19 protein-coding genes are annotated in these 16,129 nt (G+C 65.4%); 16 read left to right on the top strand and 3 right to left on the bottom strand.

Annotated features, from left to right (window positions below):
- Positions 1-171: 171 nt before the first annotated feature.
- The 4 genes from FNJ84_RS15285 to FNJ84_RS15270 all read left to right on the top strand — a co-directional run bounded on the left by FNJ84_RS15285 (position 172) and on the right by FNJ84_RS15270 (position 3,679).
- Positions 172-861: a hypothetical protein gene (locus FNJ84_RS15285; protein ID WP_143794105.1), complete on the top strand. Its 690-nt coding sequence runs from the start codon at positions 172-174 to the stop codon at positions 859-861.
- 14 nt (positions 862-875) lie between these two features.
- Complete coding sequence (locus FNJ84_RS15280) at positions 876-1,337, top strand: hypothetical protein (protein ID WP_185968557.1); 462 nt, start codon at positions 876-878, stop codon at positions 1,335-1,337.
- A gap of 111 nt (positions 1,338-1,448) precedes the next feature.
- Entirely contained in the window at positions 1,449-2,855 is a 1,407-nt protein-coding gene (gene puuE, locus FNJ84_RS15275; RefSeq protein ID WP_143794101.1) for an allantoinase PuuE, read from the top strand.
- On the top strand, positions 2,852-3,679 hold the full coding sequence (locus FNJ84_RS15270; RefSeq protein WP_143794099.1) for a bifunctional allantoicase/(S)-ureidoglycine aminohydrolase: 828 nt from the start codon (positions 2,852-2,854) through the stop codon (positions 3,677-3,679). The genes puuE and FNJ84_RS15270 overlap by 4 nt, the downstream gene beginning before the upstream one ends.
- Positions 3,680-3,769: 90 nt before the next feature.
- Here FNJ84_RS15270 and FNJ84_RS15265 read toward each other — a convergent pair whose 3' ends face one another.
- Positions 3,770-4,678 (bottom strand): DMT family transporter, encoded by a 909-nt coding sequence (locus tag FNJ84_RS15265; RefSeq protein ID WP_255471229.1) that lies wholly within the window; start codon positions 4,676-4,678, stop codon positions 3,770-3,772.
- Positions 4,679-4,726: 48 nt separating this feature from the next.
- Positions 4,727-5,326 carry a LysE/ArgO family amino acid transporter gene (locus FNJ84_RS15260; protein ID WP_143794098.1) on the bottom strand — a complete coding sequence of 200 codons (600 nt, stop codon included), beginning with the start codon at positions 5,324-5,326 and terminating at the stop codon, positions 4,727-4,729.
- Between the two features lie 92 nt (positions 5,327-5,418).
- Between FNJ84_RS15260 and FNJ84_RS15255 the strand changes: the two genes are divergently transcribed.
- Positions 5,419-6,279, top strand: a complete 861-nt coding sequence (locus tag FNJ84_RS15255; RefSeq protein ID WP_143794096.1) for a LysR family transcriptional regulator ArgP — start codon at positions 5,419-5,421, stop codon at positions 6,277-6,279.
- On the opposite strand, the gene ychF is transcribed toward FNJ84_RS15255, so the two are convergent.
- A complete protein-coding gene (gene ychF / locus FNJ84_RS15250; protein ID WP_143794094.1) occupies positions 6,276-7,373 on the bottom strand; it encodes a redox-regulated ATPase YchF in 1,098 nt (365 codons plus the stop codon). The genes FNJ84_RS15255 and ychF overlap by 4 nt on opposite strands.
- A gap of 83 nt (positions 7,374-7,456) precedes the next feature.
- Here ychF and FNJ84_RS15245 point away from each other — a divergent pair, with 83 nt between their 5' ends.
- From FNJ84_RS15245 to FNJ84_RS15195, 11 genes are all read left to right on the top strand, one after another.
- A complete protein-coding gene (locus FNJ84_RS15245) occupies positions 7,457-7,891 on the top strand; it encodes a VOC family protein (RefSeq protein WP_143794092.1) in 435 nt (144 codons plus the stop codon).
- A gap of 67 nt (positions 7,892-7,958) precedes the next feature.
- Positions 7,959-8,756, top strand: a complete 798-nt coding sequence (gene trpA / locus FNJ84_RS15240) for a tryptophan synthase subunit alpha (protein WP_143794090.1) — start codon at positions 7,959-7,961, stop codon at positions 8,754-8,756.
- Entirely contained in the window at positions 8,756-9,337 is a 582-nt protein-coding gene (locus tag FNJ84_RS15235; protein ID WP_143794088.1) for a VOC family protein, read from the top strand. The genes trpA and FNJ84_RS15235 overlap by 1 nt, the downstream gene beginning before the upstream one ends.
- Positions 9,334-9,825, top strand: coding sequence for a GNAT family N-acetyltransferase (locus tag FNJ84_RS15230; RefSeq protein ID WP_143794087.1), 492 nt, complete (start codon positions 9,334-9,336; stop codon positions 9,823-9,825). Before FNJ84_RS15235 ends, FNJ84_RS15230 begins: the two co-directional genes overlap by 4 nt.
- The gene (locus FNJ84_RS15225) at positions 9,822-10,415 is read left to right on the top strand and encodes a lysoplasmalogenase (protein WP_185968556.1); all 594 of its coding nucleotides are present in this window, start codon (positions 9,822-9,824) and stop codon (positions 10,413-10,415) included. The genes FNJ84_RS15230 and FNJ84_RS15225 overlap by 4 nt, the downstream gene beginning before the upstream one ends.
- Before the next feature lie 39 nt (positions 10,416-10,454).
- A complete protein-coding gene (locus FNJ84_RS15220) occupies positions 10,455-11,177 on the top strand; it encodes a molecular chaperone DjiA (protein WP_185968555.1) in 723 nt (240 codons plus the stop codon).
- Positions 11,174-11,899 carry a sterol desaturase family protein gene (locus tag FNJ84_RS15215; RefSeq protein ID WP_143794083.1) on the top strand — a complete coding sequence of 242 codons (726 nt, stop codon included), beginning with the start codon at positions 11,174-11,176 and terminating at the stop codon, positions 11,897-11,899. The genes FNJ84_RS15220 and FNJ84_RS15215 overlap by 4 nt, the downstream gene beginning before the upstream one ends.
- Positions 11,900-11,953: 54 nt before the next feature.
- Entirely contained in the window at positions 11,954-12,448 is a 495-nt protein-coding gene (locus FNJ84_RS15210; protein WP_143794081.1) for a hypothetical protein, read from the top strand.
- Between the two features lie 959 nt (positions 12,449-13,407).
- On the top strand, positions 13,408-14,262 hold the full coding sequence (locus FNJ84_RS15205) for a transketolase (RefSeq protein WP_143794079.1): 855 nt from the start codon (positions 13,408-13,410) through the stop codon (positions 14,260-14,262).
- Positions 14,259-15,293 (top strand): transketolase family protein, encoded by a 1,035-nt coding sequence (locus FNJ84_RS15200; protein WP_143794078.1) that lies wholly within the window; start codon positions 14,259-14,261, stop codon positions 15,291-15,293. Before FNJ84_RS15205 ends, FNJ84_RS15200 begins: the two co-directional genes overlap by 4 nt.
- A 26-nt stretch (positions 15,294-15,319) precedes the next feature.
- Positions 15,320-16,072, top strand: a complete 753-nt coding sequence (locus tag FNJ84_RS15195; protein ID WP_143794076.1) for an SDR family NAD(P)-dependent oxidoreductase — start codon at positions 15,320-15,322, stop codon at positions 16,070-16,072.
- The last annotated feature ends 57 nt before the right edge of the window (positions 16,073-16,129 follow it).

Here is a 16,129-nt window from a genome sequence, read left to right as displayed (position 1 = left end):
CAATATGCCCGACCCGGTATCAAAGCGGTCTGTTCTGACCATATCGCCCGATTGACTTGGGCGCGATATATGCCGGTTTTGCTGGATTGGCAAGGGTCGGCAATTGACCTTCTCGCGCGCGCGACCCTATCCTGCCACCGTATTCGTTCCTTGTGACATGGTTGACCCGAGATGACCACCGAAGCCGATTTCGACCGCGAGATTTCCGCATTGCGCGGTGCCGTTACCGCCGCAGGTGCCGGCATGGGCTGGGATGCCTCGATGCGCGAGCGATACGCCCGGCTGATCGCCGAGATGTCGCGCGAAATGAAGGCCGAGGTCCGGGCGGGCCGCCTGACCTGGGACCAGGCCGCGCGTCTGGCCAGCGAACAGCGCAATGTGATTCTCGATCTGATCCGGGGACGCAGCACACCCGTTGGCAGGGCCTTCGCCGAATCCCTGAAAGCCAAGGGCAAAACGCTGCCGACCATAGTGTCGGAAAAAACCCTGGAAATGTATGGCAATAAGGCAAATTTCGATCAGCTATCCTCGGGACAACGCGATGCCGTCCTGCGCGCCGTGGTCGAAAGCTCTGGCAAGTCAAGCGCACGTGTCAATGTGCTGATGCGGCGCCTGTCACGCGCCGGGCGCGGCCTGCTGGTCCTGTCGCTTGGGGTGGCGGTCTATAACGTCGCCTCGGCCGAGGACAAGGGCGCGGCCGCGATGGAAGAAGGCGCCGTTCTGGGCGGTGGTGTCGTGGGCGGTCTTGCGGGCGGGGCAGCAGCCGGATTGTTGTGCGGCCCCGGCGCGCCAATATGTTCCAGTGTCGGCGCCTTCGCCGGTGCGGTCGCAGGCGCCTTTGGCGTCAGCCTGTTCTTCTAGCGCGTGGCACCCCAATGAAAGCGCTGATGGCGGATCAGCTCGATTTCACGCCACTTCCCGGCGAAATGCCCCGCGGCCGGCTGATTCTGGACGGGCACAAGGTTGATCTTGCAGGCGTCTGGATGCGAGCGGCCTTTGCCCTGGATCGCCACGATCCGATCACCGGCTATCTTTTCGTCACCAATGACGGCAATCCCTTTGAAGAGGTGGTGTCGATCACCCTTACCGACAGCTTGCTGCATATCCTCGACCGGGCCTCGATTGGCGCACCTTATGACACGGCGCTTTGGCAGGATGCCGACATCGTCGGGCCGGGCGAGATCGAGTTCAACCTTCATGACGAGGGGACCTGGCGGCTGACGGTGCTGCCCCGCGCGCAATGGCGCCTGCCCGTCCCGACCAGCGACGCATGGGTCTGGCGCGGCTTCAGCCCACGCCGGCATTTTCGGATCGCGCGCGTTCAGACGCCCGACTAGGACCGCCTACCTCATCCTTTTCATTTCATTGATAGTGCATTCCAATTTGATGGGATTGCCAATCCACCCCGCGCCCGGCTTTCTTTGACCCGGCAATGCAGGAGACCCGAGATGCGTTACAGCCGCGACTTGCGAGGATATGGCGAGAATACCCCCGATCCGAAATGGCCCGGCGGCGCGCGGATCGCCGTGCAGATCGTCGTCAATTACGAAGAGGGCGGCGAAAACAGCGTCGAGCATGGCGATGCGGCCAGTGAGGCCTTCCTGTCGGAAATCATCGGCGCCCAGCCCTGGCCCGGCCAGCGGCATTGGAACATGGAATCCATCTATGACTATGGCGCGCGGGCCGGTTTCTGGCGCCTGCACCGGATGCTGAAAGACATTCCCGTCACCGTCTATGGCGTGGCCCATGCCCTGCAGCGCAGCCCCGGTCAGGTCGCCGCCATGCAATCGGCGGGATGGGAGATTGCCACCCATGGCCTCAAATGGATCGACTATCGCAACATCCCCGCCGAGGTCGAGGCCGAACATATCGCCGAGGCGATCCGCATCCATACCCAGGTGACCGGCGAACGCCCCCATGGCTTCTATCAGGGCCGCACCTCGATGAACACGGTGGCGCTTGGCTGCGAGGAAGGCGGCTTTGCCTATCTGGCCGATACCATCGCCGATGACCTGCCCTATTGGCATGTCCACAAGGGCCGCCCGCAGCTGATGGTGCCCTATACGATGGACGCCAATGACATGCGCTTCTCCAGCGGTCAGGGGTTCGGCACCGGGGTCGAGTTCTTCGACTATCTGCGCGACAGTTTTGATGTGCTTTACGCCGAGGGCGTGGCGGGTGCGCCGAAGATGATGTCCATCGGGCTGCATTGCCGTCTTGCGGGTCGTCCGGGCCGGGCCAATGCGATCCAGCAGTTTCTGGACCATTGCCGCAAGCATGAGGGCGTCTGGTTCGCCAGCCGTCTGGATATCGCCAGGCACTGGGCCGAAACCCATCCCTATCAGCCGCGCGAACGCCCCTCGGCACTGGATCGTGACGCCTTTGTGGCCCGGTTCGGCGGCATCTATGAACATTCCCCCTTCATCGCCGAACGGGTTTGGGACGGCGAAATGGGCGCCGTTCATGACTGCGCCGAGGGCCTCGCCGCGCGCATGGCGCAAGTCTTCCGCGCCAGCAGCGATGCCGAGCGGTTGGGCGTGCTGATCGCGCACCCAGACCTTGCAGGCAAGCTGGCCGCCGCGAAACGCCTGACCGCCGAAAGCACATCAGAACAGGCCAGCGCCGGCCTTGACGCGCTGACCGACGATGAAAAGGCCGAATTCACCCGGCTGAACGACGCCTATACGGCCAAGCACGGCTTTCCCTTCATCATCGCCGTGCGCGACCATGACAAGACGGGCATCCAGCGCGCCATGGCTCGCCGCGTCGATAACGACACCCGGACCGAGCGCGCCGAGGCCGAACGTCAGGTCATGCGCATCGCCGAACTTCGCCTGCATGAGGCCCTGAAATGACCCGCACCTATACCGGCCCCGTCGCCGGCCTGCCCCCTCAGACCGATCTGACCACCGACACGGCCGTCTTTACCGAGGCCTATGCCGTCATCCCCCGTTCCACGATGCGCGACATCGTCACCAGCTATCTTCCGGGCTGGGACGGGATGCGCATGTGGATGATCGCGCGGCCCTTGTCGGGTTTCGCGGAAACGTTCAGCCAGTATATCGTCGAACTGGCGCCGGGCGGCGGCAGCGATGCGCCGGATGCCGATCCCGAGGTGCAGCATTCGATCTTTGTCACCAATGGCGAACTTGGCCTGACCATCGACGGCAAGGACCATGTCCTGACGCCGGGCGGCTTCGCCTATATCCCCGCGGGCACCGCCTGGTCCGTCCGTAACGCCGCCGAGACCGAGACCGGCTTTCACTGGTGGCGCAAGCGCTGGCAGCCCGCGCCAGGCATTGCAAAACCCGACGTGATCGTCGTGCAGGAACAGGATATCGAACCGCGCCCGATGCCCGACACCAGTGGCGCATGGGCCACGACCCGCTTCATGGACCCCGCCGATATGCGCCATGACATGCATATCACCGTGGTCACCTTCCAGCCCGGCGGTTCCATCCCCTTTGCCGAAACCCATGTGATGGAACACGGGCTTTTCGTGCTGGAGGGCAAGGCCGTCTATCGCCTGAACCGCGATTGGGTCGAGGTCGGCCCCGGCGATTTCATGTGGCTGCGCGCCTTTTGCCCGCAGGCCTGCTATGCGGGTGGACCGGGTCCCTTCCGCTATCTGCTCTACAAGGACGTGAACCGCCACGCGCCGCTCTGGCCGAACCGCTAGGCCCGCCCTGCCCTCGCTTTGATCCAAATATCCTCGGGGGGAGGCCCGCAGGGCCGGGGGGCGGACAGCCCCCTTTCTTGCCACCGCCACCTAACTCTTGGTGGCCCCGACCGGCGGTGTCTGCATGCGCGACCGCAACCGGGCCTCGCGCCAGGTGATATAGCTGATCGCCAGGATCATCATCGCCCCACCCAACAGCACCCAGCCATCGACCGGCTCGCCAAACACGAACACGCCCAGCATGCTGGCCCAGACCAGTTGCAGGAAGGTCACCGGCTGCGTCACCGTCATTGGCGCGGCCGCGAAGGCGCGGGTCATCGTATAATGGCCCGCCGTGGCAAAGATTGCGACCAGTCCCAGCCACGCCACCTGCTCCGCCGTCGGGGGCACCCAATCGGCCAGCGCCAGCGGCGCCAATCCGATCGAGACGGTCAGCGACATCATCGCCACCACCACCGTCGCCGGCACCCTGTCGGCCAGAAGCTTGGCCAGAAGATAAGAGGTGCCGAAACAGACGGCGGCCATAACCTGCGACAGATGCCCCGGATCCAGTGGCCGCAATCCCGGCCGCAGCACCACCAAAGCCCCCAGAAGCGCCACCGCAATGGCGGCGATGCGCCGCGCGGCCAGCTTCTCGCCCATGAAGATCGCAGCCCCGATGGTCACCATGATCGGATTGAGAAAGCCGATGGCCGTGACCTCGGCCACGGTGATGCGCGACATGGCATAGAACCAGGCGATGACGGCCGCCACATGCAGGATGCCGCGCAGGATGAACAGCCGCCAGACATCGGCCGGAAACCCCTGCCGCAGCGCCGACAGGATCACCGGCATCAGGAACGCAAGACCAAAGAGAAACCGGATGAAGGCCGCCTGTGCCGCCGGCAAGGCACCCTCCAGCCCGCGCACGATGCCGTTCACGGCGACAAAGCAAAGGCCGGTCACCAGCATCCAGCCAATGCCGGCCAGATCCCGGCGTGTGGAGGTGTCGATTTGCATTCTGTGCAGATGCGCCATCACCACGCCGGGCGCAAGCGCGATCACAGGCTAGCCCAGCAACAATTTCAGCGCGATGGCCCACATGATGCACCCGACGCCGATTTCCAGCAATTGCCAGGCACGGGGGCGGGCAAAGATCGGGGCCAGCAGCCGCGCCCCATAGCCAAGCGCAAAGAAAAACGCGAAAGAGCCGGTGATGGCGCCGCCCGCGAAGGCCAGCTTGTCAGGAAAGCGCGCCGAAACAGCACCCAGCAACACGACCGTATCCAGATAGACATGCGGATTGGCCCAGGTCAGCGCCGCGATGGTCGCCAGCGCCGCCGCCAGCCCCATTCCCTTGCCATTGGCCGCCGCCATCAGCGCATCTCCGCCCTTGGCCGCCGCACGAAAAGACCGCAGACCATACCAGATCAGAAACGCCGCCCCGCCAAAGCGCATCACCGGCATCAACCAGGGCACGCTTTCGCCAATCGCCCCCGCCCCCGCCACGCCAAGCGCGATCAAGGCCGCATCCGACACCGCACAGAACAGGCAGATGGCAAAGACGTGCTGACGCAGAAGCCCCTGTTTCAGCACAAAGGCGTTCTGGGCACCTATGGCCACGATCAACGAAAGCCCGGTGCCAAGACCGGCAAGGAATGTATGCATGTCGATTACCCTCTGTCAGCAGAAAGGGGATTGCCATGTCGCGGACCATAAGTGAAATTCAATTATCTTCTTCATAATTAGCAAAACTTATCATGCTCGATTATCCCGCCCTCGCTGCCCTGGCACAGGTGATCCGTCGCGGTTCCTTCGACGCAGCCGCCTCGGCCCTTGGGGTGACGCAATCGGCGGTCTCGCAGCGGATCAAGGGGCTGGAGGACCGCATGGGAGCTGTGCTGGTCCATCGCGGGCCGCCCCCCGTGGCGACCGAGGCCGGTGCGCAACTGGTGGCACATTACGACCGGGTCATGCTGCTGGAATCCGATCTGGGCGGCAGCACTGATGGCCCGCCGGTCATCCGCATCGCCGTCAATGCGGACAGTCTGGCCGGTTGGGCCCTGCCCGCGCTGGCCGCCGCACCTGGACTGCTCGATCTGGTGATCGACGACCAGGATCATGCCGATGACTGGCTGCGCGCCGGTCAGGTCATGGCGGCGATCACCGGCCATCCCGGCCCGGTTCCGGGCTGCGACACAATCCCGCTTGGGGCGATGCGCTATCAGGCCGTGGCCAGCCCCGATTTCATCGCCCGGTATTTCCCCGATGGCGTGACGGCGCAAGCACTGGCCCGCGCCCCAATGCTGACCTTCAACCGCAAGGACGCGCTGCAAACGCGCTGGCTGGCACAGGTGACGGGCCAGCGCCTCAGTCCCGCCACCCATCTGATCCCCTCGGCCGAGGCGTTTACGGCGGCGACCCGTCTGGGGCTGGGCTGGGGGATGAATCCCGATCAGATGGTCGCGGGTGACCTGCGATCAGGCGCGCTGCTGCCACTGATCCCCAAGACCGGACTTGACGTGCCGCTGCATTGGCAGGTCGCGCGGATCACGGCAGAGGCGCTGCGGCCCCTGACGCGCGCCATAAGGCAGGCGGCGCAGGTGCTGGTCCAGGCTTAGCCGCTGAACAGGAAGTGCAGGACGTCGCCGTCCTTGACCTCGTAGGTCTTGCCCTCGACCCGCAGCTTGCCCGCCTCGCGGGCGCCGGATTCACCATTGCCGGCGACATAATCGGCATAGGCGATGGTTTCTGCGCGGATGAAACCCTTCTCGAAATCGCCATGGATCTCGCCCGCCGCCTGCGGGGCCAAGGTGCCCTTGCGGATGGTCCAGGCACGGGCCTCTTTCGGGCCGACGGTGAAATAGGTCTGAAGGCCCAGAAGGTCATAGCCCGCGCGGATCAGGCGATCCAGACCGGCCTCGTCCAGACCCATTTCCGACAGGAACATCTCTTGTTCATCGGCGGGAAGCTGGCTGATCTCTTCCTCGATCTTGGCCGAGATCACGACCGAGCCATTGCCCTGCGCCGCAGCCATCTCGGCCACGCGGGCGGATTGGCTGTTGCCCTTTGCGGCGTTTTCTTCCTCGACATTGCAGACATACAGCACGGGCTTTGCCGTCAGCAGTTGCAGCATGTTCCAGGCTTTGCGATCCTCGTCATCGACCTTGACGGTGCGCGCGGGCTGACCGGATTCCAACGCCACCAGCGCCGCCTTCATCAGCTTTTCCTGCGCCGCAGCCTCTTTGTCGCCGCCCTTCAGCTTGCGCTGAAGATTGGCCAGACGGCGCTCGATGGATTCCATGTCGGCGATCATCAATTCGGTCTCGATCACCTCGGCATCGGCGATGGGATCCACGCGACCCTCGACATGGGTGACGTCGCCATCCTCGAAACAACGCAGCACATGGGCGATGGCGTCCACCTCGCGGATATTGGCAAGGAACTGGTTGCCCAAGCCCTCGCCCTTGCTGGCGCCCTTCACCAGGCCCGCGATGTCGACAAAGGTGATCCGGGTCGGGATGATCTGCTTGCTGCCCGCAATGCCCGCCAGCTTGTCCAGCCGGGGATCGGGCACGGCGACCTCGCCCACATTCGGCTCGATCGTGCAGAAGGGGAAGTTCGCGGCCTGTGCGGCAGCGGTTTTCGTCAGCGCGTTGAACAGCGTGGACTTGCCGACATTCGGCAAACCGACGATCCCCATGCGAAAGCCCATGATTGCAACCTTTCCTCAATTCGGCGGTTACTTAGAGCCGGGGCCGGCACAAGTCCAGCCTGACGACCCGAAAGGAAGATCCGATGCAGTTCATCCCCTACCTGTCCTTCCAGGGTGAATGCGCCGAGGCTCTGACCACCTATGCCCGGATTTTCGGGGGCGGCACGCAGCTGATGCGCTTTTCCGAGATGCCCGGCACCGATGCCATGCCGCCGCTGGCACCGGGGCAGGAAAGCTGGGTCATGCATGGTCAGGTCGATCTGCCCGATGGCGGCGTGTTGATGGGCGCCGACATGCCGGCCGAGTTCGGCGGTCAGAAGATGGCCGGCGTTTCGGTCGCGCTGACCCTGCCCGACCCCGCCGAGGTCACCCGCATCTTCGCCGCGCTGTCGCCCGATGCCAGGATCACCATGGATGTGGGGCCGACCTTCTTTTCGCCCGCCTTCGGCATGCTGACGGATCGCTTTGGCACAAGCTGGATGCTGATGGCCCCACCACCCGATCAGCCGATCATCTAGGCAAGCGGCGATTGCGCCCGGCGGCCATGCGGGCTAGTCCTGACAGCCGGACAAGACGGGGCGGGACATGACCAGAATCGACGATACCTTCGCACGGCTGAAGGCCGAGGGGAAAAAGGGCTTCGTGGCCTATATCATGGCCTCGGATCCCGACGAGGCGACCACGCTGGAGATCATGCGCGGCCTGCCCGCCGCCGGTGTCGACATCATCGAGCTGGGCATGCCCTTCACCGATCCCATGGCTGACGGCCCCACCATCCAGGCCGCCGGTCAGCGCGCCCTTGCCGCCGGCGGCAGCGTCACCCGCACGCTGCATCTGCTGACCGAGTTCCGCAAGCAGGACAACACCACCCCGGTCGTGCTGATGGGCTATTACAACCCAATTTACGCGCGCCGCGGCGGCGTCGACCAGTTCCTGAAGGATGCGGTCGCAGCCGGGGTGGACGGGCTGATCGTCGTCGACCTGCCGCCCGAAGAGGATGCCGAACTGTGCATCCCCGCCGGTCGCGCCGGGCTGAACTTCATCCGCCTGGCCACGCCGACCACAGATGACCGCCGCCTGCCCGCCGTGGTCAAGAACACCTCGGGCTTCGTCTATTACGTCAGCGTCACCGGCATCACCGGAGGCCCGGCCGCCGATGCAGCCGAAGTCGCCCCCGAGGTCGCCCGCATCCAGAAGGCCGCCGGCCTGCCTGTCGTCGTGGGCTTTGGCATCTCGACCCCCGAGGCCGCGCAATCCGTGGCCAGCGTGGCCGATGGTTGCGTCGTCGGCAGCGCCATCGTCAAGATGATCGGCGAGGGCAAGCCGGTGCCCGAGATCCTGAATTTCGTCGGTCAATTGGCCGCCGGGGCGCATCGGGGCTGATGGCCGCGCCGGCGCTGGACCATATCGTCGTCGCGGCAGAAAGTCTGGACGCCGGGACGGATTGGCTGACCGCACGGCTTGGTGTGTCGCCCCTGCCCGGCGGCAAACATCCGATGATGGGCACGCATAACGCGCTGTGGCATCTGGGCGGGCGCGAATATCTGGAACTGATCGCCATCGACCCGGACGCCCCTGCCCCGACCCGCCCGCGCTGGTTCGGGCTGAACCGCTTCAGCGGGCCGCCCCGTCTGGTCGCATGGGTCGCCCGCGCCCATCCTCTGACCGCGCCCCAAGGCAGCAGCGTGACCGAGGCCAGCCGCGGCGATCTGCGCTGGCGCATCGCCATTCCGGGCAGCGGGGTCTCGGCGGCGGACGGGCTTGCGCCGCTGCTGATTGACTGGGGCCATGGCCCGCATCCGACCGATACCATGCCCGATCAGGGCCTGAGCCTGACCGCGCTGACCCTGACCCATCCAGCGCTGCCCGCATTGGCGCTGGACGACCCGCGCATCAGCACCGCCATCGGCCCCGCGCATCTGTCAGCCCGCCTTTCAACGCCGCTTGGCGAGATCACCCTGTGATCCGCCCCTCGCGCCCCCAGGACGCGGCGGCCATCGCGGCGATCTGGAACCCGATCATCCGCGACACGGTGATTACCTTCTGGCCCACCCCCCGCAGCGAGGCCGAGATCGCCGCCATCATCACCGACCGCCAGTCGCAGGCCATGGCGCATCTGGTGGCCGAGACCGATGGCCAGATTATCGGCTTTGCCAGCTATGGCCAGTTCCGGGGCGGTCTGGGCTATGCGCGCTCGATGGAGCACACAGTCCATGTCGCCGCACAGGCGCGCGGCACCGGCACAGGCCACGCCCTGATGCTGGCCATCGAGGATCACGCCCGCGCCGCCGGGCACCGCCTGATGATCGGCGCGATCACCGGCAGCAATGACGCATCGCTGCGGTTCCACGCCCGCCTGGGTTACACCGAATGGGGCCGGATCCCGGCTGCCGGCTGGAAGTTCGGGCAGTTTCACGATCTGGTTCTGATGGGCAAGGATCTGGGTGCATGATCTGGCTGGCGGTCGGTTTTGCCGTGATCTTCTGGCTGCGCCATGCCGGGCGGCCGCCCTCATGGGCGGGGTCGATTGCCAAGACCGCATCAACCGCGCTTCTGGCGGCGACCGGGGCGATAACCGGGGCGCCTTGGCTGGTCGTGGCCGGGCTGGCGCTTGGATCGGCGGGCGATTTCGCGCTGTCGCGGCCCGGTCAGGTGGCGTTTCTGGCGGGGATGGCGGCCTTTGCGGCCGGGCATCTGGCCTATGTCGCGCAGATGTGGACGCCAGCCGGCGCGGGTCAGCTGTGGCCGCTTGGGCTGGCCATGATGGCACTGGCCATTTCCACCGAACTCTGGCTGATCCCGCGCACGGGTGATCTGAAATGGCCGGTGCGGGGCTATGTTCTGGTCATCACCGCCATGGCCCTTGCCGCGCTGACCCTGCCGCCCGAGCGCGGCCTGATGGCCCTCGGCGCGGGGCTGTTCGTTCTGTCTGATCTGTTGCTGGCGATCTGGCTGTTCATCCAGCCCCGCCGTGCCTTGGCGCTGGCGCTGTGGCCGGCCTATTGGTGCGGTCAGGCATTGATCCTTGCCGGCAGTCCGTGATCGCTGGCCCACCGCGCGCATCCACGATAACCTGCCCCCATGATGGATCTGGCCACAAATACCTCTGCCGCCCCCGAACTGCCCAAGCCCCGCAGCTTCTGGCAGCGAATCGCCGACCGGCTGGCGGCGATGCTGTCGCCGCGTCGCGCCTCGGTGCCGCCGGAACGTTCGGTCGCCTTCTCGATCGCGATCATCGCGCTTGGCGCCAAGCTGGCCAAGGCCGATGGCGCCGTCGCCCGGTCCGAGGTGGCGGCCTTTCGCCGGCTGTTCGTCATCCCGCGGGCCGAGGAAAAGAACGCCGCCCGCGTCTTTGATCTGGCGCGTCAGGACGTGGCCGGCTTTGACGCTTGGGCGCGCCGCATCGCCGCCATGTTCCCCCCCGCCGATGCGGTCCTGCTGGACGTGATCGAGGGCTTATTCATCATCGCGCTGGCGGATGGCGCGCTGCATCCCAACGAGGTCGACTTCATCGACGAGGTCGGCGGCATCTTCGGCCTGTCCCCGGCCCAGATCGCCACCATCCGGCTGCGCCATGATCCCGACCGCACCTGCGCGCCCTGCCACGTGCTTGGCCTGGCCCCCGACACACCGCTGCCCGAGGCGCGCAAACGCTATCGCGCCCTGATCCGCGAGGCGCATCCCGACCGCGCCATCGCCCGCGGCCTGCCGCCCGAGGCCGTGCGCCTGGCCGAGGCCCGCACCCGCAGCCTGACCGAGGCCTGGGACGAGTTTCGCGGCATGCACAAGGTCGCCACCGAATGAGCAGACTGCGACTGATGGCATCGCATTGGGCCATCGCCGTGATGGCGTTGGCCTTTCTGGCCGGCCTGGTCGTGGTGGCCCTTGGCCCGTGGTGGCTGTGGCTGCTGGTCCCGATCGGCGTCGCCGGGCAGTTCCTGAACGAATATGCGATGCACCGCTTTCTGTTTCATCTGCCGCCGCCGCGCGATCAGTGGCGGTTCGACCTGTTGTATCAGGCGCATTACGGCCATCACGATTTCCCCACTGTGCCGGGGCTGTTCTTCGTGCCCTGGTGGATCGCGCTGCCGATGTTGGGCCTGCATTTCCTGCTGGCCAGCGCCGTTGGCGGGCTGATCCTGCCAGGCCTGGGCTGGCAGATCGGCGCGGCCGTGATCCTGCTGGGCGGGGTCGGCACGTTCCTTGCCTATGAGTGGTTCCACATGACCGCCCATCTGCCCGTGCCCAAAACCGCCGCCGAGCGCCACGTCACCACGCTGCACAACCAGCACCATTTCCGCGATTTTCGCCGCTGGTTTCATGTCTCGCCCGGCGGTGAGGTGATCGACCGCGCCCTTGGAACCGCCATCGACCGCGAGGCCCTGCGCCAGGCGCAACGCATCGAGTTCATCACCACCCTTGGCCTGCGCCCTGACGATCCCCGCTTGCAGGCCGCCCGCGCCCGGTTCGGCCCCCGCCACGGCATCACGCCGGAACAGATCGCCCGCGCCACCCGCACCACCTGAACGCTCGCGCGGAAGTGGCTTGCGCTGCCCCGCACCAGTCCCCATCTTCAGACCATGAAACGCATCTATGCCCTGCCGCTGATCGCCCTTCTGGCTGCCGCGCCCTTCGCGCTGGCCCAGACTGACGACCCCGCCCCCGAGACCGGTCAGGACTATGGCTATACCCCGCCATTGGCCGATGACCCTGCCGCCCCGCCGGACGGATCCACGGATGAAGGCGCCGACCTGATCGGCCGCGGCATGGGCATGTTGTTCCAGAACCTGCTGAACGACATGGCCCCCGAGATTGACGGGTTGTCCCAGAGTCTTGGCGATGCCCTTGCCATGCTGGGCCCTGCGGTCAGCGACCTATCGGTGCTGGTCGACGACATCGGCAATTACCAGACACCCGAGCGTCTGGAAAATGGCGATATCATCATCCGCCGCAAACCCGGCGCCCCCCCGCCCCCGGCGCTTGGCGAAGGCCTTGGCGATCTTGGCCGGGACCGGCCCGGCACCACGCCCGAAAAGCTGCCCGTCGACCCCTATCAGCCGCAGATCGAGCTGTAGACAACACCAGCCTCGCAAGAAAAAGCCCCGGCACATTGGCTGACACATTCCGCGTTTTGGGACATGACCACGACGCCTGCCGAGATTTTTCTCGGCGGGCGCTTGTTATTCATTAACCTTTCTCAACGAGCCTTCAGTGGCCGCGCAGGAAAATCGTCCCGCGGCAGCATATTGTAGAAAAATCATCACTTCGGGATTTCGATTTCGCCGGAAATGGCCAAGCTCCCGATCGCCTTGCGGGCACTGTTTCAGGGGGCGGGACGCACGGGCCAGAAAGCAGCTGGCCGCAGCGGGCCTTCCAGCCCTTGCAATGGGCCGAGGCAGCGACAAGCTGAACGGAAGCGCCAAGGGCAGCTGGATCTCCGACGCTTTCGAATATGCCGAACTGCCTGTCAGGTAAGAAGATGGCCGCTCCATGGTCTGTCGGTTTCAACGGCCTGTTGACAGCGCCGAGTTGCGGCGCTTGTGGCGTGCGACACCTCGGGCACTCGGATGGGTTCATCTTCAACGACACCCATGGGACACTCAAGGCTGACGGCAATCGGCGGAAAGCCAAGCCTTCGGCATTTCGGATCATCCATCGCCCCTGCAAGGACAAGACTGGGGCTCGGATGGCAGCGGCATGGCGATCCTTCGGACGCCGGCCATGCGGCTTGGGGCGGCTTCGCCGAGGGCGGGAACAAAATCACCGCATGCACCGAACCCGCGTCGCCTGCTTTATCGTCCACCGCTGTTTCATGGCACCCTGCTTTGGCGGAAGTTCGAGGCACGGCGACCACGAGCCTACTCGCCAGCTGCGCCAAGATGGGCAATCCAGCCATTACCTGCTGGTCAAGGGGCCCGCGTAAAGGCTGATGCAAACTGAAGCACAGCTAAACAAATCAAAAAGGATTGATACAAGACTATTTCTGCGATTCGACGCATGTTTCCCCTACGGCACAAGCCGATCGGAGGAACTCATGACAGTCGAAAGCCGCTCTTTTGCGGCGTCCAACACCTCGTTGGCGCTGCGGGCATGGAATATTCGCCGCAAGGCCCTGCTGATGGGCAAGGTGCAGGGACAGGGCTATATCGGCCAGGCGCTTGGCGTCGCCGACGTGCTGGCGGCATCCTATTTCCACGCGCTGAACTTTGACCCCAAGGACCCGGAATGGGAGGGGCGCGACCGTTTCCTGCTGTCCATCGGGCATTACGCCATCGCGCTTTATGCGGTGCTGATGGAGGCCGGCATCCTGCCAGAGGACGAGCTGGAAACCTATGGCATGGATGACAGCCGCATGCCGATGTCGGGCATGGCCTCCTATACGCCGGGGATGGAGATCACCGGCGGCTCGCTTGGCCACGGTCTGGGGATCGCGGTCGGCATGGCCCTTGGGCTGAAGCGCAAGGACAGCCCGGCCTTTGTCTATAACCTGATGTCGGATGGCGAATTGGGTGAAGGCTCGACCTGGGAGGCGGTTATGTCCGGCACCCAGCACAAGCTGGACAACCTGATCTGCCTTGTGGATTTCAACGACCAGCAGGCCGATGGCAGATCCACCGCCGCGCTGGCGCAGGGCGACGAGCGCGCCAGGTGGCAGGCCTTTGGCTGGCATGCGCAGCGGGTGGATGGCAACGATCTGGAGGCCGTCGTGGCCGCCTTCGACGAGGCCCGCGCCAGCACCCATCCCGGCCCGCGCGTCATCATCTTCGACACCACCATGTGCAAGGGCGTCGACTTTCTCGAAACGCGCGAAATCACGCATTTCGTCCGCGTCGAGGCGGATGAATGGGCCAAGGCTCTGGCCGTTCTGGAAGAGGGGAAACCGCAATGACCTTGGCATCAATGACGCGCAAATACGAACCGCGCCGCCTGCCCGACGGGCCGCGCGTGGCGACCACGGCGATGATCGCCTCGCTGGCCGCCGAGGGCTATGACACGGTGACGGCGCCTTTTGGGCACGCGCTGGTCGAGGCGGCGAAGAAAGACGACAAGATCGTCGGCCTGTCTGCCGATCTGGCCAAATATACCGACCTGCACGTCTTTGCGCAGGCGATGCCGGAACGCTTCTACCAGATGGGCATGGCCGAGCAGTTGCTGATGTCCGCCGCCGCCGGTCTGGCGCGCGAGGGCTTCAACCCCTTCGCCACGACCTATGCGGTGTTTGCCAGCCGCCGCGCCTATGACTTCATCGCCATGGCCATTGCCGAAGAAAACCTGCCGGTCAAGATCGTCTGCGCCCTGCCCGGCCTGACCACAGGCTATGGCCCCAGCCATCAGGCGACCGAGGATCTGGCGATCTTCCGGGGTCTGCCGAACATGACGGTGATCGACCCCTGCGACGCCGATGACATCATGGGCATGGTGCCGCAGATCGCCGCCCATGACGGGCCGGTCTACAGCCGGTTGCCGCGCGGCAAGGTGCCCTCGGTGCTGACCCGTCACAAGCCGGATTACAAGTTCCAGCTGGGCCGCGCGCAGGTCATCCGCGAGGGGCGCGATGTGCTGGTCGTCTCGACCGGGTTCATGACCATGCGGGCGCTGGATGCCGCCGAGGCGCTGGCCCGCGACGGTGTCGATGTCGCCGTGCTGCATGTGCCGACGATAAAGCCGCTGGATACCGAAACCATCCTGGCCGAGGCCCGCAAGGGCGGCCGTCTGGTCGTCACCGCCGAAAACCACACCGTCGTGGGCGGTCTGGGCGAGGCCGTGGCCACCACCCTGCTGACGAACGGTGTGACGCCCGCCTTCCGCATGATCGGCCTGCCCGATCAGTTCCTGGAAGCCGGCGCCCTGCCGACCCTGCACCAGATGTACGGCCTGACGGTCGACAGCATCACCACCCGCATCAAGGGCTGGCTGTAAGCCGCCCCAGAAGGAAGGAGAAGGTCATGGGCCTTTTGGACGGAAAATATGTAATCGTGACCGGGGCGGCCTCGCCTCGCGGTCTGGGCAAGGCGACGGCGCAGCTTTTTGCCGATCACGGCGCGACGGTTGCCATTCTGGATCTGAACGCGGATCAGGCCAAGGCCGCCGCCGCCGATCTGGGTGACGGCCACGTTGGGCTGGCCTGCGACGTGACCGATCTGGGCGCCTGCAAGGCCGCAGCCGACGCGTTGTTGCAGCAATGGGGCCGCGTCGATGTGCTGGTCAACAATGCCGGGATCACCCAGCCCCTGAAAGTCATGGATATCGGCCCCGGCAATTATGACGCCGTGCTGGACGTGAACCTGCGCGGCACGCTGTATATGAGCCAGGCGGTCATCCCGGCCATGCGCGACCAGAATGCGGGCAGCATCGTCAACCTGTCCTCGGTTTCCGCGCAGCGCGGCGGCGGCATCTTTGGCGGGCCGCATTACTCGGCCGCCAAGGCCGGGGTGCTGGGCCTGACCAAGGCGATGGCGCGCGAGCTTGCGCCGCAGAATATCCGCGTCAATGCCGTCTGCCCCGGCTTCATCGCCACCGACATCACCGCCGGGAAACTGACGCCCGACATGATGACGGGCATTCTGGCCGGTATCCCGATGGGCCGTGCGGGCGAGGCCAGCGACGTCGCGGGCTGCTGCCTGTTTCTCGCCTCGGACCTGTCGGCCTATTGCACCGGCACCGAGGTCGACGTGAACGGCGGGTCGCTGATCCACTGACAAATCCGCCTGCCGCGAGGAGGCGGCGGGCATCACCCATCATTCCTACCGGGAGGT

It is taken from the genome of Paracoccus sp. M683, from assembly GCF_007096355.1.
In the GTDB taxonomy this organism is placed as follows: Bacteria; Pseudomonadota; Alphaproteobacteria; order Rhodobacterales; family Rhodobacteraceae; genus Paracoccus.
The sequence above is the reverse complement of the archived record's forward strand: the minus strand, read 5'-3'. Positions and strand labels throughout refer to the sequence as shown.

Bases quoted from the DNA above. Each gene is read 5' to 3' on its own strand.
- FNJ84_RS15235 (WP_143794088.1), top strand. From the start codon at position 8,756: ATGGCCGCGCCGGCGCTGGACCATATCGTCGTCGCGGCAGAAAGTCTG.
- trpA (WP_143794090.1), top strand. From the start codon at position 7,959: ATGACCAGAATCGACGATACCTTCGCACGGCTGAAGGCCGAGGGGAAA.
- FNJ84_RS15265 (WP_255471229.1), bottom strand. From the start codon at position 4,678: ATGCAAATCGACACCTCCACACGCCGGGATCTGGCCGGCATTGGCTGG.
- FNJ84_RS15255 (WP_143794096.1), top strand. From the start codon at position 5,419: ATGCTCGATTATCCCGCCCTCGCTGCCCTGGCACAGGTGATCCGTCGC.
- FNJ84_RS15200 (WP_143794078.1), top strand. From the start codon at position 14,259: ATGACCTTGGCATCAATGACGCGCAAATACGAACCGCGCCGCCTGCCC.
- FNJ84_RS15220 (WP_185968555.1), top strand. From the start codon at position 10,455: ATGATGGATCTGGCCACAAATACCTCTGCCGCCCCCGAACTGCCCAAG.
- FNJ84_RS15285 (WP_143794105.1), top strand. From the start codon at position 172: ATGACCACCGAAGCCGATTTCGACCGCGAGATTTCCGCATTGCGCGGT.
- FNJ84_RS15215 (WP_143794083.1), top strand. From the start codon at position 11,174: ATGAGCAGACTGCGACTGATGGCATCGCATTGGGCCATCGCCGTGATG.
- FNJ84_RS15260 (WP_143794098.1), bottom strand. From the start codon at position 5,326: ATGCATACATTCCTTGCCGGTCTTGGCACCGGGCTTTCGTTGATCGTG.
- FNJ84_RS15280 (WP_185968557.1), top strand. From the start codon at position 876: ATGAAAGCGCTGATGGCGGATCAGCTCGATTTCACGCCACTTCCCGGC.
- FNJ84_RS15205 (WP_143794079.1), top strand. From the start codon at position 13,408: ATGACAGTCGAAAGCCGCTCTTTTGCGGCGTCCAACACCTCGTTGGCG.
- ychF (WP_143794094.1), bottom strand. From the start codon at position 7,373: ATGGGCTTTCGCATGGGGATCGTCGGTTTGCCGAATGTCGGCAAGTCC.
- FNJ84_RS15270 (WP_143794099.1), top strand. From the start codon at position 2,852: ATGACCCGCACCTATACCGGCCCCGTCGCCGGCCTGCCCCCTCAGACC.
- FNJ84_RS15245 (WP_143794092.1), top strand. From the start codon at position 7,457: ATGCAGTTCATCCCCTACCTGTCCTTCCAGGGTGAATGCGCCGAGGCT.
- puuE (WP_143794101.1), top strand. From the start codon at position 1,449: ATGCGTTACAGCCGCGACTTGCGAGGATATGGCGAGAATACCCCCGAT.
- FNJ84_RS15195 (WP_143794076.1), top strand. From the start codon at position 15,320: ATGGGCCTTTTGGACGGAAAATATGTAATCGTGACCGGGGCGGCCTCG.
- FNJ84_RS15225 (WP_185968556.1), top strand. From the start codon at position 9,822: ATGATCTGGCTGGCGGTCGGTTTTGCCGTGATCTTCTGGCTGCGCCAT.
- FNJ84_RS15210 (WP_143794081.1), top strand. From the start codon at position 11,954: ATGAAACGCATCTATGCCCTGCCGCTGATCGCCCTTCTGGCTGCCGCG.